This is a genomic window from Marinomonas rhizomae, assembly GCF_003315485.1.
GTDB lineage: Bacteria > Pseudomonadota > Gammaproteobacteria > Pseudomonadales > Marinomonadaceae > Marinomonas > Marinomonas rhizomae.
Window position 1 is genome coordinate 78,764 of record NZ_QNSE01000006.1, and the last position, 17,124, is coordinate 95,887.

Below are 17,124 nucleotides of genomic sequence, written 5' to 3' on the forward strand. Positions count from 1 at the left end.
TACAGCATTATTGATTTACTAAATTGGAGAACGGCAGGCTATCTAGACCACCAGTTAATGCGACTAAGCTTAGTAAATTAATTAATAAATTGTTTTTTGCTTTAGCCTGAGATAGCTTCTGCTCTGTTATTTCTCTCTGTACATTCAAAACATCAAGCCACTCTTTACGCCCGCTTTGATACTGCCTTACGTAAGAAGCCAAAGTAGCATTCAAGGTATCAATGGAAGATTGGTGTATTTCAATCAATGACTGTTGAGTTTTTCGGTTCAATAACAAAGTATTAAGACGGTTTCTTAAATCAAACTGAGTCACTTCCACATCTCGCTGGGCGGCATGAAGCTGCGATGCAGAAGACTCCTCTTGATACATATTAATGAACCCCATCCCTTCCAAAGAGCCTTCCATAACCAAGGTAAGACGAGATTCATCTGGATAAGTCGCGCTGTCACTGTATTCATGAGAAAACTTCACATACAAAGTCGGCATAAAGTTTGATCGCTTGCGATGTACATCTTTTAACGCCAGATCCACCAGCTGTTCTTTATATTGTACTTCAGCACTTTGTTTTAAAATGCTCTCTCTCATAGAGTCATCATCAGACAAATACTGAAATACATCACTCGATATAGGATGGACTGATTCAATCGGTAACTGTGTTAAGGTTTGCAAAACCATTAAGGCGTCTCTTAAATCACCTTGAGTTTGAATCTCTTGAGCTTGCGCTTGGATTAACCGAGATGCGGCTAACTGGGTATCCGTTTCTGATGCTAATCTCCCTATTTTTCGGCGCTCTACCTGTTCAACAAACTCTTGATACTTAAGTATATTCTCTTTAATAATGTGCAGCTGATCTTGCACACCAATCACTTTGGCGTAAGCAATCGCAGTATCTTCCAACAGTTGGCGAGTTAACCTTAGTTTATCAATAGATTCTGCAGCTACATCAATATTGGCATAGTCAATACTGGCATCAATTCGTCCAAATGCCCATAAAGGTTGCTTCAAGATAAAAGCCCCTTCTTGGTTATTATCTCTGTCTTCTCCATAAGAGACATTCAAACTTGGATAACGCTCTGCTTCAGCACTTTTAAGTAAAAACTCTTTCGATTCGATCTGCGCCTGCTTGCCAAGCAGTGCCGGATGACGCCCCAGCATGGCATTAAGTGCGGTTGGGAAATTCGTACCGCTATTACTTTCGCTAACAGCAATACAAGAAACGGTTAGTAAGACCAGCCCAACGAACACATATTTGCACCGTAATTGCTCTAAAATAGACAAAATACAAGGTATCATTTTGCCTCCCTATAGAACTTTGAACGAGTCGGCTGAAGAGGCTCTTTGCTAGTCCCTTGAGACTCTAAAAGCGTTCTCGCCCTAATTAGATTAGGTTGCCATTGTTGAGACTTCCACGGTGCAAGATCAATTGCCCTACTCAAATACTCCACCCCCATTGGAATTAATCCGTTGCGGATATAAATTTCCCCCAGTAAATAATGAGCAGGAGCAAAATCCGGCAAATGGTGCAATAAAACTTTGCACTGATACTCTGATTCTCGATAAGCGCCTTGCGTATAATACTCATAAGCTAAAGACAGTATATTTGCTTCAGGCAAGGTAACCATGTCGCGAACAGGCACAGGTGTTTTTTTACTCATGGCTCGCAATAGAAAAGACAATTCCAGCTTATGATTAGACCATTTTATTGAAGCATCATCCGGTGCATATTGAGCGACTGTTCTTACCTTCTGTTCAATATGATCTGGTACAAATAGGTCTAGAAAATCAAACAAACGAGCTGCTACAAAATTACCTTTCGAAGTAAGTTCCTCAAACGATACCTCTAATATTGAATCTGCAAAAAGGCTTTTCCAATGCGTCAACAAGCTGTTGTATTGCGCCAACTGTTGCCCTAACAAAGATGACACCGTCATAGATTCATTATCATTGGAAGCCATAAACTGACCTAAATGAGGCTCAAGCCAATTCGAAACAGACGAAGATAAAGCCAGTGCTCTTGGGTCGCGACGAACCGATATGATTTTAGCGTTAGGAAAGATGCTCTTTATCAGACCTATATGACAAATGTTGTGGATACTTTTATCTATCACTACAGGCGCATCAGAAACTTTGCCGTAATAAAGTGAATGCAGACCCTGTGCTATGTCACCCAATTGCTCAAGGCCCAGCGTATCAACAAGATCTGGATAATAGCGACTAGAGCCTTTTTTTCGATGCTGGTAATTTAATGCTTCCACTAATACTGGAAAATGGGAAGAAGCGCCAAGTGACGCCACTTGATCACTGCACACTAGTATTTGTTCGACAAGAGATAATCCAGAAAATGGCACGCCAACAATAAAAACTGGCTGTAAATCCTTTAGCAATTCGCCTTGCTCAATCGGTAACAGTCGTGTTGATAAAAAGTCACGATTAAAACGCGCTCTGATTCGAGCGCTGTCTTTAAAATCCACCACGGAAAGAGCACTAACATTCTGCCCAAATGCCCAATGTTCACCTGAATTAAACGTTCGTGAATCGTACTGAGACTGATAGTACTGCGCATCAGCAATTCGATTTTGATCGTAAGCAAAAATAGCCAATTGGCGATATAACTCAGCGTCATCAGGGAAGCGTTTAGCTGCATTTAACAAGGTTGCCTCTGCAACAAATCCATTCCCATGTTGCAAAAGGCACTCGGCATAAACAAGCACATTATCTCGATAACGCTGACCTTCTTCTGAGTGCGCATCTAACCAAACTTCCGCTTCGGCTAACTTTCCTTCCAATACCCAACACTCTAGACGTATGGCATCTAATTGCCGAGCCAAACCCTCAAGGCGTTGCGCCGTATAGCCTACGTGTAATTTAGTATTTGCTTGAGAGTAAGTACTTTCTTGCATTTGCTCTAATTGCGCTTCAGCTTGCGCTAAATTCAACCAAACTAACTCAAGAGGATGGATACAATCTAAACCTAAGTCACCTCTGACATCAGAATGATTTACCAATATCAACAAGCAAAGATTTACCCATACTTCTACTTTACTCGGATCATGCTCAAGGGATTGTACATATAACGGATAAGCGCCACGATTATCACCCAGCATTAACCGACAATAGGCTTTTCTCGCCAAGTTGAGAGCATTAGTAGGCTCCTTTTGCAGTAAACAATCCAAAGTAAGCTCGGCAGACTGGTAATCTGTTATTGCAATATAAACAGCACTCATGTCTTGCTGTTCAGCAAAAGTAAGCGGGTCAGATAACGCGGTTTCTAGCACTCGATTGAGTATGTTCCGCGCTGATTCTGGTTCGTTCAAATGCGCAAAAGATAAAGCCAAAAGGATTTGTACAGGCCGAGAGTCGACCTGTACAAGCTGTTCACGACAGGTTTGCTGCAGCGCAGAGTATTCTTGCTGCTCCGCCATATTACGAAGTAACGCGAGTTTAGAATCCATAAATGATCACATCAAAGTAATGCTTAACTCAATGCTCTCAACACATTATTAAGCGTTACCTTGATCACTCCTTGTCGTCTAAACGTCTGGCGTTTCAGTGGCGATAACTTGGGACAGAGACAACCCAGCGTCTGGGTTTGACGCCCAAGCATTTTCCCATAAGTCGAAACTATCCGGATCTATACTGAATTCACCTTCGGCCGTTAACGTCATATCACTGCTGCCAACAGACCAAGTAATGTCATCATTTGAATCGGCAGAGAAGCTCGTGACCGAATCATCACTCACCAGAATAATAGTATCGTCATCACCAAGATTGTCAGCACCACTCCATTGCACGGCTTCACTAAACGTCAAATGAGAACCATCGCCTACATTGATATAAATGTCGTAGGTTTCATCTTCGTCAAAAACTCGATCGTTAAGCTCTGTTGATTCTCCTGTAGTAAGGTCAAACACTAGGGGTTCAGCAACGACAATACCTACATCGTTGACATTCACATTCCCTGCAAGGTCCGCCACTAATACATAATAAGTGCCGCTTTCTAAACCATCTATAGAAAGAGTGGTTTCCTCCCCTGCCGTTACATCAACACTATTCCAATATGAAGTATCAGCGTTCAATACGGTATCAAACAGCCCCTCTTCCCATTGATCGTCATCTGACAAGAAATTCGATTCAAACAAGCTGCTGTGTACCAAATAAGCAACACCATCTTCATTACTCTCTACGGGAATATCGTCACGAACATTCACAGTTGACGAGTTGGCCATGGTTCCATCTGCATTAAATTTTTGTGTATAAATATCAGTATAAGTTTCACTATCATTATAAGTGTCACCTATCCAAGAAATTAAATACTCACCTCCACTTAACTCGACAATCGAAGGGGTTCGATCGAAAGAGCCATCAGTACTCGCTTCCAATAAAACGGTATCCCCTATCGCTTCACCATTTACATCGTATAACTGAACACTCACCCCATAACCATCTAGATTGGTTTGGTTCCAAGCAACGACAAACGCGCCTTCATCTCCGACTGACTCAACAGTAAAGCGAGGATTGCTATCCGCAGAAAGATCGACGTCATCCAGATCGACAACGGCACCATCCGCCGTTACAAATTTGGCGTAATATTCTCGATCGCCTGAGTCTGCATACTCTACACGACCTAAAAATACATAACTGCCTTGCTCTCCAACTGGCATAATGTCAGCGATTCGAACCGAGATTTCCTCGTCCTCTCCGATACTTTCAAATGGCGCAATAGCTTCTCCCGACAGAGTTCCATCGCTGGTATTAATCGTTTGTAGGTAGGTTATTTTTGATCTCGGACCACCAGTTTCTCTATCTCGCTCAGTCCAAACAACGACGACTTTATCTCCACCAATCCACTCTACCGCTGAGCGAGAGTGATGTATTCCTAGATTTAGGCCGCCCGTAGCAATCTCTATACTTTCGCCCTGGTACGCGCCTTCAGCAGTAAATACCTGAGCAAATACAACCGGATACCTTTCATAGTTATCGTCATCTTCATAGCTGTCATATTGATATGCAGAAGTCACCACCATATAAGAGCCAGTATCGCCAATAGCGACTGCGCCTTCATATTCAAAATAATTACTTGGACTATCTTGAAGTGTTGGCAAGGATTCACCTATGGCTTCACCTGAAGCCGAGTACAATTGGACATCTTTCTTGCCAACGACAATAAAGCTTCCGTCTTCGCCTATTGCCTTAACATGGGCTTGATATTCGTCACCAGTGTCATCTGAATTTGCAATTTCAGCAATTACCTCGCCATCCGCATTCATTAAGGTTGCGGTTAACATTCTGACACTTTGATCTTCATCGTAGTAATTATCGGTCACCACAAAATTACCTTCACTGCCAACAGGGAGGATAAAAGAATCCGTAAATTGGCCGTAATAACCCACGTAATTTTCTAAACTTTGAAGGTCACCCACCGCGCCATTTTCGTCAAAGATTTGATAGTAGTAATCAGCGGTATCAGAATCTTCATCGTATTGCTCCCACGTCACTACAAAAGAGCCTGTATCAGCCAATGGAATAGCATCCATTAGATCAAGATATTCAGTGATGCTGCCATGCTCTATTTTCATATAGTCCGATGTGGGGTCACCATTCGCATTCAACATCTGAACCACTAATTGAGAATTAACGTCTTCGGATTCAGAATTGAGGTACCACATAGAAACATAGGTTCCAGTGTCACCGAGCTGAATGGTTTTTTGATAATCTATAGTTGCGTCGGTCGAGTCACCTAAACCACCATCCAGTTTTTCAGCACCCGATTCTTCAACAACATTGTCATAAGGTGAATAACTGTTTTCATAAACCTCATCATAAGGAGTGTCTTCGTCCGTAATAATGACCTGACCATTGGTCGCAATGGCGCTGACTTCGCCCGTTGATCTGATCTGACGCACTTGAATATCGTCAATGGCGTATTCTTCGTCATAATCAAGGTCAATAAAGTAGCCATCTGCGTCCGTCCAATTGACGTCTGTGAAGGTCTCACCACCGTCAATCGAATAACTCCAACGAACAGTTCCTTCGGCTAAATCAAAACCTATTTCGGAGTCTATTTCCTCATCGTCATCATGATGGCGATACACTTCTGTTGCATTGCCTTGTGCATCGTACTCATAAGCAACAAAATCTCTGTATAAAAAGCTTACTCCTTCGTCTAGAAGCATGTAGGCACCTGAACCAAACTGCCACGTCTCGCCACCATTTAAGGAGTACTCAAACGCTACAGCATCGTCTGCTAAAAACACATTTAATGAGCCTTCACTGGTCACGCCATCACTATCGGAAAAACCTGTGTCTTCAAATAATTCGAAGCTTGGTGCTTCATAGGCGTCACCTGTCACCACTTGTTGTTGATATACAAATTCCGCTTCATTGCTGGCAATATCTTCAACATAAACGACGATATCGCCTGCGTTATACGTGGTATTCGGTGCTAATGAAAAGCTATCGCCAACGCCTTGTGTCCAGTTATTTTCATCTTCTCCACCACCAACAAGGGAGTAATACCATTCATTTTGGTCGTCATCTAATGTCACCAAAACTGAGTTGCCGACAACTTCAATTTGAGGATCTGAAATGATGTTGTCCGTGACAACATAGCCATCCGAGTTAGTGGCAATTTCACTGACATTGTCATCAGCGTCATACTGTCTAATCTGGATATCGTAGTAATTGAAGGTGGTGTTTTCTGTCAGATTAAAAGACGCTCCTTCCCCTTCTGTCCAGTTTGCACCATGATCTAGAGAATATTCCCAGCGCACCGCGTCATCCGTTAGAGTGACATCCACCTGCGTATCATTGGTGATTTCATCGTCATCGTACGTACCAGTGTCTTCATTTAATTCAACGTCTGGCTCAGCGAGTAACTCAGCACTGATCGTAACAACCGTTGTGTTTAGCGTGATATTGCCCGCTTCATCCGTCGCGTAAACCACATATTGACCAACTGGCAGCCCTTCTGTATTCAAAACATGGTCAGTATCTGCGCCAACTTCAACACTGCTCCAGTTACCTTCTTCTAACGCTAAAATATCTGACAATGTCGTAATGGAGGCGGAGTCTGAAAGACTAACAAGGTAAGCTGCCCCAGCTTCAGCCACAGATACTGGTAAATCATCCCCTTGTTCAATCTCTATTGGCGTAATCGATGTGCCATCAGCATTAAACATTTGTACGTGATGCGTTACTTCATTGACCCAGCTGGCTTGCTCTTCATCATAGTAGCCGCTAGATTCCACCCAAGAAATAAAGAAGTCACCCTCGCTGTTTAGCTGTGCCCACTCTACATTATAGATGTTGCCAGTAAAGTTAATCAGGTCTGTTTTGGCCGCGCCATCAGAGCCATATATTTGTACCCATGAATCGGTATCCGATGTTTCGTCGTCTTGGCCTTCCTTGAAGACCAAAACATCACCCGCATCGTTTAGTACACGAAGATCAAAGTAAGCCCAATCATCATCTTCGCTAGCCGCAATTTCTGTTACGCTATTTCCATCAACGAAATACACACCCGCAGCAATAAAGCTATCGTATTCATTATTTTCTTCAGAATAATCCACCGTAATGAAATACCCTTCATCCGTCACAGCACTGGCGGATTCGATAGACAAATCGTAATCTGTATCGGCATTAAACTCGAGCGGTAAGGCGATCGGATCGTTTTGCGGAGTGCCATCCGCCATAAAAGACTGGGTGTAAATAACAGGCTCGTCAGACTCATTTATACCAGCCCAAGTGACAGCAAAATCATTGTCTGAATTTAGTATGGCAATGCCTACTTCCAAGTCCACTAAATCGCTGAATTCACTCAGATCCACCCGTGCACCTAAGCTGCCATTGTCATTGACCAATTGCAGACTCATGGTCATGTCTTGTTCGTTAATCATCAAGGCAATAAAGGCACCATCTTCGCCAAGTAGACGCATACCATCGCTGTACTCTCCCGCTTCAGGGTTCAGTACAATGGTTGAGCCGATTGGAATCCCATCCGATGAATACGTCTGCGCTTTTACAATAGCTGAGGCATCCTCAAAGCTGACAACTTCATTCCATAGCACTACGAACTCGCCATTATTTCCTGTCGGAAGTACACTCGCGACGACGCTAGTGTCGAACGTTAGCAACGCCCCCTCCTCCCCTGTAGTCGAATCAAATAGCTGTAAATAAGCGACGGTGTCATCAGTACCATCTTCTGTCCAAGACGCTATAAACTGATCTGTTTCTGCTAACGAAATGATTTGTGAATCTCTAACCCACTCTTCAGTGGCTGTCGCTTGCTGTATCTCACCAACAGGCTGGCCCGCGGCATCAAACAATTGAAAATACAGGTTCGTTTCATCGTAGTAGTCTTCATCTTCGTTATAGCTTTCACCGACCCATGTTATAACCACTGCACCATCAGCACCCACAGGAGTAATGTCTTCGACACTGTAATAGTCTTCTGACTCATAAGTAGGAATAGGCACGGCATAGGGCAAACTCATTTCTGAACCATCGGCGTTATACCGTTGAACCATCAATAAAGTGTCACCAGCATCTTCGTCATCTTTGATCCAAGAAACCACAAAATCGCCATTCTCACCAAGACGGTACCGCTCTACGCCATAAAGTTGATCATCTCCGTCAGCGATAACCGTATCAATACTGCTATCCGATGCGAGATAAATGTCTTCTTCCAATTGAGATTCTGTGTCTGTCGTTACATCACTGTCATTGCTGAAGGTCGCACTTTCATTGTCATCAGCGTCAAATTGTTTTACTTGAATGCTTTCTGCCGCATAGGTCGTATTCGCATCCAGTTCAAAACTGCTTCCTTCTCCATCAGCCCAGTTCGCTCCGCCATCCAGACTGTATTGCCAGCTGGTTGCATTCACATCCAAGGTGACATTCATAGTAAGGCTACTGGTGATGTTGTCACTATCTGACAAACCAGTATCTTCAGCTAATGCCACTTCTGGAGCAGGTAAAGAGTCGGATTCAAACACCACCTCATTGCTGACTGCCACACTAACATTACCTGCAAGGTCTGCTTGACGGACTTGAATCTGACCGACGTCATAGGTTTGTAAAGCGCCCATTTCGAAACTCGTACCAGTTCCATCAGACCAAGTAGCACCACTGTCTAAAGAATATTGCCAACTTGCAGCATCGTCAGACAAAGTCACATCAATAGTGGTATCGCTAGTAATAAAGTCACTGTCAGATTCACCCGTGTCAGCATGCAGTGCAAAACTTGGCGTTGCAGGTGCAATAGAATCTGTCACAATCTCTGAATCGTTAGATCCAACGACTGACTCATTTCCCGCCGCATCTACTTGCTTCACTTGGATGTCGCCAATAGCGTAAGTAGTATTGTCGGCAAGCGAGAAGCTGGAGCCTGTTCCCTCTGTCCATGTTTCTCCAGCATCTAAACTGTACGACCAACTTTGTGTGCTTATCTCGCCGTTCGAGTCGAAATTAACCACTACATCGTTGGTAATACCGTCTGAACCATCAATTCCAGAATCTAGGTTTAAAGCGAAGGTCGGTGTCATTGCAGAAATGTCTATTTCAATCGTATCTTCGTTACTAGCAGAAACACTGACATTCCCCGCCGCGTCTAATTGTTGAACTTGAATATCGCCTGCCAAATAAGACGTATCCGCCGCCAATTCAAAGCTCGTTCCAGTCCCCTTTTGCCAAGTCAAACCGGCGTCTGTGCTGTACTGCCAGCTGACAGCGTCTTCCGATAACGCAACATTAATAAGCGCATCATTGGTAATATTATCGACAGTGCTAGAGCCTGAATCGCTGTTTAAGCTAAAGGTAGGTGCTGCCAGAGGCTGCGTATCGGTCGTGATCGCGCTACTATTTTGATAGGCAAGACTCTCATTACCTGCCAAGTCAGTCTGTTTAACTTGAATTGCACCAACGTCATAGGTGGTGTTCGCATCCAGTTCAAAACTTGTAGCTTCGCCATCCAACCACGTTGAGCCACTATCTAAACTGTATTGCCAAGTCGAAACGTCATCAGCCAGATCCACATTGATAACCAAATCATTGGTAATGCCATCAGAAACGGAACTTCCCGTATCCGCATTTAAGTCAAACTCAGGTGCATCGACTAAAGAGTCGACGATTACAGCGCTGTCATTCGCCGCGTAAGCACTGGTATTGTTTTCGGCATCGGTCTGCGTGACCACAATTTGCCCAATATCGTAGGTAGTGTTGTTCGCTAATTCGAAGCTGGTCGTTGAAATGTCTTGGTCATCTGACCAAGTTTCACCACCATCAAGGCTATAGTTCCAGCTCACCGCGCCTTCATCACCTTCCAGTAAAGTGACGTTCACCGTCGTTGCAGATGTAATGCCATCGTCATCCGAAACACCAGTATCGGAAGCTAATTCAAAGCTTGGTGGATCAATCGCCACATCCGTTTCTAACGCTTCATTAATGGCTGTATCGCTTACATTGCCCGCGACATCCGTTTGACGAACTTGAATGGCATTGGCGTCATAAGACGTTAATGGTTCTAAGCTAAAGCGCTCGCCGCTGCCATCATTCCAAGTCTCGCCAGCATCTAGGCTGTATTCCCATGAAGCAACATCGTCTGCTAGCGTCACGGTCACTGTGGTGCTAGTCAGCTCATTTGAAGTAAGTGAGAAATCCAGAGTTGGTGCAGAAACCACACTATCTAGAGTAATAACTTGATCATTTGAATCGACGACACTGACATTACCCGCTGAATCGTATTGGCGAACTTGCAACGAATCAATCGCGTACGTGGTGTTGTCAGCTAATTCGAAACTCGTCTCGGAAGCCTCTTGTGATGCAGACCAAGTACTGCCACCATCTAGACTGTATTGCCAGCTGACAGCGTCTTCTGACAAAGTCACATCAACCCTGGTGTCATTCGTTATGCCATCTTCGTCATTTGCACCCGTATCATCATGCAATGAAGCGCTTGGTGTACCGGGAGCGATAACATCAGTCGTAATAGCCTCGTCATTGGATTTTATAGCACTAACATTACCCGCCGTATCAGTTTGGCGAACCTGAATACTTTCAGCAGCATAAGTCTGGTTTTCATTGAGTTCGAAACTAGTTCCAGATCCGGTTACCCAATTCGCCCCGCTATCAAGGCTGTATTCCCAACTTTCTGTGTCTTTGGCTAACTTCACCCGATAAGTCGTATCATTGGTAATGCCGTCACTTTGGCTCTGACCGCTGTCGGTTGCAAGAAAGATAACAGGCGTGGTCGCAATGGTGTCTGTCACAATTTTCGATGACAAAGCAGACAGCTCTTCATTGCCTTCGCTATCAATTTGCTTCACTTGAATGGTGTCGGCTTGATAAGTTGTATTCGCTGTCAATTCAAACGATGTGCCCGTTCCATCCGTCCATGTAGAGCCTACATCTAAACTGTACTGCCAAGAGGCTAAATCAACGCCTTCGTCAAAGGTTACAGAAACCGTTGTGTTGTTGGTGATGCCATCACTGTTGCTTGTTCCTGTATCTTCAAAACTCAAATCAGGTGCCGAGGTTTCTAACGTTGTGATAGTCGAATCGTTGCTCGTTACATTACTTTCATTACCTGCTTTGTCGACCTGTTTAACCTGTATGTCTCCCACCACATAAGTAGTCTCACCTTTTAATTCAAAGCTTGATCCTGATGTACGAGAGATCCAAGTTGATCCGCCATCCAAAGAATACTGCCAATTAGTAACGCCGTCCGCCAGAGTCACATCGACGCTTGTATCACTGGTAATGCCATCGCTGTCAGACTCACCAGTGTCTTGATGCAATTCAAAAGCGGGGGCTTCTGGCGCGGTAGTATCCACCGTCACCGTCGTGGTCGAGTCAATATCATCAACTGTAACAACAACATCATAATTGCCGTCTGCCGCCGAAAACCAACCACTAGAAATAGGTACATAGGCGTAGCCTTCAACAACATCACTCGCTAAGACCGTGTAGTTAGTCGTGTTTTCACCAACTGTTAAGGTCACCACCTCATCAGCGGATACACCTTTGATTTTAACCTTGATAGTAGAATCCACTACCTCTGCGTTTATCACTTTGATTGCATCGCCATCAGCGTCAACAAGCACTGGCACGCTACTAAAAGAAAAACTTGATTCAATCACATTGTCTCGACCAGTTGGGCCGTCATTAAAGGCTTCCAAACCTTTAGTCAAGATATCAGCCACTTCAGAAGTAAGCTTTAAAGGAGCTTCTGTATCACTATTAGCCTCTTTCAGTGAATCGGCGATGGTAGCAATAGTTTCCGCAGCACTAGCATTACCTGCTTCAGAATCGGCACCAGACAGAATCGCCAAAGCTTGACCGTATTTGATGGAAGCCGCATCTGCTGAACTGGTGTCTTCAGTCACTACCGCGGGTTTTTCTAAAATATCGTCTAACCCAAACAGCGTGGCAACCTTACTATTCACCTCTACATTATCTGCTGTGACCGAACGATTTTCAGGCGTTACGCCTGCAATCTGTGTCGCCAATTCTGTAAGTGGCGTAACGCTAATCGCTTTATCACTCGAACCATCAGTGGTCGTCATTGCACGAAGAGATGTCCCTAAGCTTTTTTCTTCGCCTGTCGTTTCGTCTGTATAATCTGTTTCCGTACCGTTAATATCAGTGATTTCAACCAACATCGGGCCAGAATAACTGCCTGTATAGACGTAATCCCCTGTTGAATAATCATGCTCGGCAGAGCTAATTAAATCACCCGATGCATCATACAAATCGATTTGAACCGTGGAAAAGAAAATACCAGCAGCACTAGAAATGGTTGTTGATGATGTAGAGGCAGAGCCATCTGAATTTGAGCCGCCACCTGAACCGCCGCCGCCAGCTAAAGCTCCTAAGCCTAATGCCGCTGCGGCATACCATCCCCACCCCATTTCACCTTCCACACCTTGATTATCGGGCACTGGCTGGTCTTCGGGTTGCTCTTTTAGATTGGCGTCCATCACCCCTCCTTGAGCGATACTGTCTTCCGGAGGACGCATATCGGAGGGAAGCGTTGCATCTATCGCGTCATCCTTATCATCTAGAGTCACGACCGTATCCGTTTGAGCATCCCAAATTGGACTGTCGAAATCAGTGTCATCTTGCTGTATCACAACAAAATCTGTTGCCGATAAATGCGCCCCAAACTCGTCAAAAGAAACCTCTTTTCCTTCCTCAAAATAATCATTAATAACCAACAATACTTCACCGTTAACAATTACCTGCAAAGCTTCATCTTCTTTTTGTAGAACAACACCTTCAGGGTATATTCCAGTAGCAGAATCCACGAGAGAGTAAGCAACACCCGATTCAGCCGTGATACTAAGACCCCCAACTAGCTCCATTTGCTGTGGTTGAACGCCAGATGATTTTTTAATGATTAAAATTGAGTTTTTCATGGGCACACCTACTGTAAAGAAATACTAAATATTTTCATTTTACTAACACAATTAAACCAATATAGGAGTTATAGAGATTTCCGTCATACCACATATGGGGTATATTCAATAAATTAATGCAAATTTACTAAGGGAAATATATGGAAAGGTATCCACTAATGGACCTGGTCAATCTTATTGATGACCGTGGCTTTGAGCACAAACAGAGTTAGTTAGGACATTAGTAATCCGTTCTATTAACCTAGCTCCTTAACAGACATTTGTTTATGAAATAATCTACTAGACAGTAAACCATTCACTACTCCAATCGCGTATAATTTGGACACACTGAATAACGCAACAGGAGTGACGAAAGATGAACCTCGATAAACCAACTCAAGCAAGACTAATAAACATTGTCCGTCGAGCAGGCCAAGAGATCGTCATGCCCAGCTTTCGTCAACTGAGCGCGGCTGATGTGGATACAAAAAGTAGCCTAACTGACCTTGTCACTATTGCTGACAAAGCCAGCGAAGCTTTTATCACCACTGAAATCCAACAGGCGTTTCCAGGTTGGGCCATTGTCGGCGAAGAAGCCGTCGCCGAAGATCCATCAACCACAGATAAAATCGCCACAGCACAAACATGCGTCATCATCGACCCCATCGATGGCACATGGAACTACGCTCATGGATCGCCTGAGTTTGGCCTGATACTCGCCGTGGTGGTAAAAGGCGTCACACGTTTCGGCTTACTATACGACCCAGTCAACGACGACTGGATTTACGCCAACCTAGGCGAAGGGGCCTTTTTCCAACGCACCGCCATGGATGAAAAAGGCAAACATCAAACGCCCGCCCAAGCTCCGTTGGCTTTACGCCTCAACGACACCACAGAGACCGACCTAGATAAGCTCTTTGGCATCATGTCCGTTAACTCCTATACCGGCCAGAAAAAACAAGACTTCGCTCTCAAAGCCTCGCGCTTTGTGCGCATCAACAACCTGCCTTCTTGCCCAGCCTATCGTCAAATCGCCCAAGGTCATTTCCACTTCAGCCTAACCTACAAAATGCTTCCTTGGGATCACGCCGCAGGCGTACTCGTCCACACCGAAGCAGGCGGCATCTGCCGAACCTTAGAAAATAAAGACTATTCCCCATCCACGCTTGACGGCGAAATGCTGGCAGCGCAATCGGAGCAGCAATGGCAAGCGCTGGCGGAGTATTTCTGTCGCTGAATAATAAATTCACGCTATAATTATTTTCAACACAACAACATGGGTGTTAGGTATGGATAAGCATCACGCTTTAAAAATACTAGCAGGTAGTAAAAAAGAATTAGCAAAACGCTATGGCGTTATTGAATTAGCCCTATTTGGTTCTACTGCTCGCAACACCGCATCGCCACAAAGCGATATCGATGTATTAGTTACCTTTGATGGCCGCGCCACGGCAAAACGCTATTTTGGCGTTCAATTCTATCTGGAAGATTTACTTGGCTGCCCAGTTGATTTAGTAACGGATAAAGCATTAAGACCTGAATTTCGACCTTATATAGAACGAGATAGAGTCAATGTTTGACCCCTATTAGAACAGATTCGAAGGTCTGGGGTGGTTATTTACTCCATACAAACTTAGCCTGAGTAATGATTATTTCTTAGATGTTTTTCAGCCTCATTCCCCAAATAACCACGAATACTGGTAAAAAACTTAGGCCAATGACCACTAGCGTTTTTTCTTAGTATCGCTTTAGCAAAATTTTCACGAACATCGCCAATAGACATGCCTTGGGCAACACGAGCCCGAATCTGATCATTTAAGTCATTTAGTACCGCTCTACGCAATCGCTTTAAACGCTCGGCATCTAAATTTAGCTCATCAATAGTATTTTGTGCTTTTGCAACACTAACATTGGCTTGATCACAATTATCTGAATCAACGGTCAGATGACCTGTTGCTCTCTCGCAAGAAAATAATCGCGGAAAAGCAGGAAGATAAAGAGGATTTAAGATCACGTCATCCAAGTTCTTATCGCCTTTAGGGACATCGCAAGAATGATCTGGGCTTGTAAAACGCTTACCTGCATCAACCACATTTTTCTGGCTTCCACCATGACAACAACCCAACAAATTCTGCCAATCTAAATGCCAATTATGTACGGTGGTTTGATCGGATTTAGGGTGAAAATGCTCAACACGAAAATCAGCTTCATCATTTCCAGAGCTTGGCAAAAGATCAATCTCACAATAGGCACATAATCCACCTTGATCAGCCTTTATTTGATCTTGAGTTTCATTACGTCTACCTTTTTTATCTGTAAATTGCTCCCAAGTATTAGTAGATTTCGCCGTTCGATAACCTTTTAAAAGCGCTGGTTCAATTCCTTTTGAGACCTTTTTCATGATTGTTCACGCTCCCACTCTTTCATACGAATATCCATATCCAAACGAGCCAACTCTGGCTCATGTTCTGCGCCCCATTTATCGAGGGTTTGACGCATTTCTAGCGCCTCTTTTGAGTCCCACTTATCCTGCCTAACCAGCGCTTGATACTGCTCCAGCATTTTCACAACCTCTAGCGCTTCTACTCGTGGAGACGCCAGTCCTAATACATCCAATAAGACTTGCTGCGCTTCTGCCCCTTCCGAAAAAGCGATAGGAACTAATATCGGTTTACCTTCTTGCCAATCAATCACCCGAAGGCATTGCGGTTTTACTGAGGAAATAACCTGAGGACTATGAGTGGAAACAATAAACTGCACATTAGGAAACGTGCGCATTAAATCCAAAAGAATCGTTTGCTGCCAGCCGGGATGAAGATGCAGATCCACTTCATCTATCATCACCACTCCATGGCTTTCTAGTGGGTTACTCATCTCTGGGTTTGCTTCAGCCATGCGTCCTGCAATATCCATAACCATGGCTAATGTCGTTCGATAACCATCGCTCAACTGCTCTATGCGCAATCTCTTTGTAACACCTTCTTGCTGCCAGTCCACATAAATACCTGCGGGGTAAGCGCCTCTTGGATTAGAAAAATCAGGCACCATTTTGTTAACGGCCTCACGAATGGCTTTTAATTCGGGAATCTCTAAATCAAAAGAGCGCGCTTCCTTTTGTTTGTTGTTTTCAATTTCTTCTAGAGAATAAAAATATTCAACAAAACTACGAAAGTTAGTTCGGCTTTCAAGACAGCCTTTTAATGCATCAAAGCGCTGAAAGTTTTTACCAAAACCACGCCTTCTCGCCGGCACATCGAACACGCCACGGCCTGCTCCATAATAAGCCAATACAGGCAATTCAAAGTGAGTTCGGTTGTTATATTGCTCAATAAAACTATCGGCGTATTCGTTAATTGGCTTAACGCCCAGCGCATCAGGGATTTGTTTGGCTGTGCCTTTTGCTTTGTCACGCTTCTCGGTTCTATCCCACTTAACGCCATCAAAAGACTCGGCAGTGATACGCATATAAGCAGGCCTGCTGCCATCGGGCAAAACCTGAAAATCGGTCTCTTTCGGGTTGATGCCACTCACCCCCGGAAGACGAGTTAAAAATGGCCCCAGCGCCGTTGCTAAGCCATCCAGTATGCTGGTTTTACCTGCCCCATTTCTTGCCACCAACACCGTTAGTTGCTCGTCAAATGAAATTGGAAAATCATCGAAGCGTCTAAAATGCTCCAACTTAAGAGATTTTATCTTCATGCTTCACAACTCCGCTCAACATAAGGGATTAAA

General features: G+C 44.1%; 7 protein-coding genes. 2 read left to right on the top strand and 5 right to left on the bottom strand.

Going from position 1 to position 17,124, the window contains the following annotated elements; all coding sequences use genetic code 11:
- Nucleotides 1-7: 7 nt before the first annotated feature.
- The 3 genes from DFP80_RS08620 to DFP80_RS08630 all read right to left on the bottom strand — a co-directional run bounded on the left by DFP80_RS08620 (nt 8) and on the right by DFP80_RS08630 (nt 13,413).
- Nucleotides 8-1,294, bottom strand: a complete 1,287-nt coding sequence (locus DFP80_RS08620) for a TolC family protein (RefSeq protein ID WP_113916405.1) — start codon at nt 1,292-1,294, stop codon at nt 8-10.
- The gene (locus DFP80_RS08625; RefSeq protein ID WP_113916406.1) at nt 1,291-3,453 is read right to left on the bottom strand and encodes a tetratricopeptide repeat-containing sulfotransferase family protein; all 2,163 of its coding nucleotides are present in this window, start codon (nt 3,451-3,453) and stop codon (nt 1,291-1,293) included. The genes DFP80_RS08620 and DFP80_RS08625 overlap by 4 nt, the downstream gene beginning before the upstream one ends.
- Nucleotides 3,454-3,531: 78 nt before the next feature.
- Nucleotides 3,532-13,413 carry an Ig-like domain-containing protein gene (locus tag DFP80_RS08630; RefSeq protein WP_113916407.1) on the bottom strand — a complete coding sequence of 3,294 codons (9,882 nt, stop codon included), beginning with the start codon at nt 13,411-13,413 and terminating at the stop codon, nt 3,532-3,534.
- Between the two features lie 355 nt (nt 13,414-13,768).
- Between DFP80_RS08630 and DFP80_RS08635 the strand changes: the two genes are divergently transcribed.
- On the top strand, nt 13,769-14,629 hold the full coding sequence (locus DFP80_RS08635) for an inositol monophosphatase family protein (protein WP_113916408.1): 861 nt from the start codon (nt 13,769-13,771) through the stop codon (nt 14,627-14,629).
- A gap of 52 nt (nt 14,630-14,681) precedes the next feature.
- Nucleotides 14,682-14,972 carry a nucleotidyltransferase family protein gene (locus DFP80_RS08640; RefSeq protein WP_113916409.1) on the top strand — a complete coding sequence of 97 codons (291 nt, stop codon included), beginning with the start codon at nt 14,682-14,684 and terminating at the stop codon, nt 14,970-14,972.
- A gap of 53 nt (nt 14,973-15,025) precedes the next feature.
- On the opposite strand, the gene ptuB is transcribed toward DFP80_RS08640, so the two are convergent.
- Together ptuB and DFP80_RS08650 are read right to left on the bottom strand one after the other, a co-directional pair.
- Nucleotides 15,026-15,793: a retron Ec78 anti-phage system effector HNH endonuclease PtuB gene (gene ptuB, locus DFP80_RS08645; protein WP_113916410.1), complete on the bottom strand. Its 768-nt coding sequence runs from the start codon at nt 15,791-15,793 to the stop codon at nt 15,026-15,028.
- Complete coding sequence (locus DFP80_RS08650; protein ID WP_113916411.1) at nt 15,790-17,091, bottom strand: AAA family ATPase; 1,302 nt, start codon at nt 17,089-17,091, stop codon at nt 15,790-15,792. The genes ptuB and DFP80_RS08650 overlap by 4 nt, the downstream gene beginning before the upstream one ends.
- Nucleotides 17,092-17,124: the final 33 nt, after the last annotated feature.

What these genes read in the sequence shown, in the direction of transcription:
- ptuB (WP_113916410.1), bottom strand. Translation starts at nt 15,793, where the DNA reads ATGAAAAAGGTCTCAAAAGGAATTGAACCAGCGCTTTTAAAAGGTTAT.
- DFP80_RS08625 (WP_113916406.1), bottom strand. Translation starts at nt 3,453, where the DNA reads ATGGATTCTAAACTCGCGTTACTTCGTAATATGGCGGAGCAGCAAGAA.
- DFP80_RS08650 (WP_113916411.1), bottom strand. Translation starts at nt 17,091, where the DNA reads ATGAAGATAAAATCTCTTAAGTTGGAGCATTTTAGACGCTTCGATGAT.
- DFP80_RS08620 (WP_113916405.1), bottom strand. Translation starts at nt 1,294, where the DNA reads ATGATACCTTGTATTTTGTCTATTTTAGAGCAATTACGGTGCAAATAT.
- DFP80_RS08635 (WP_113916408.1), top strand. Translation starts at nt 13,769, where the DNA reads ATGAACCTCGATAAACCAACTCAAGCAAGACTAATAAACATTGTCCGT.
- DFP80_RS08630 (WP_113916407.1), bottom strand. Translation starts at nt 13,413, where the DNA reads ATGAAAAACTCAATTTTAATCATTAAAAAATCATCTGGCGTTCAACCA.
- DFP80_RS08640 (WP_113916409.1), top strand. Translation starts at nt 14,682, where the DNA reads ATGGATAAGCATCACGCTTTAAAAATACTAGCAGGTAGTAAAAAAGAA.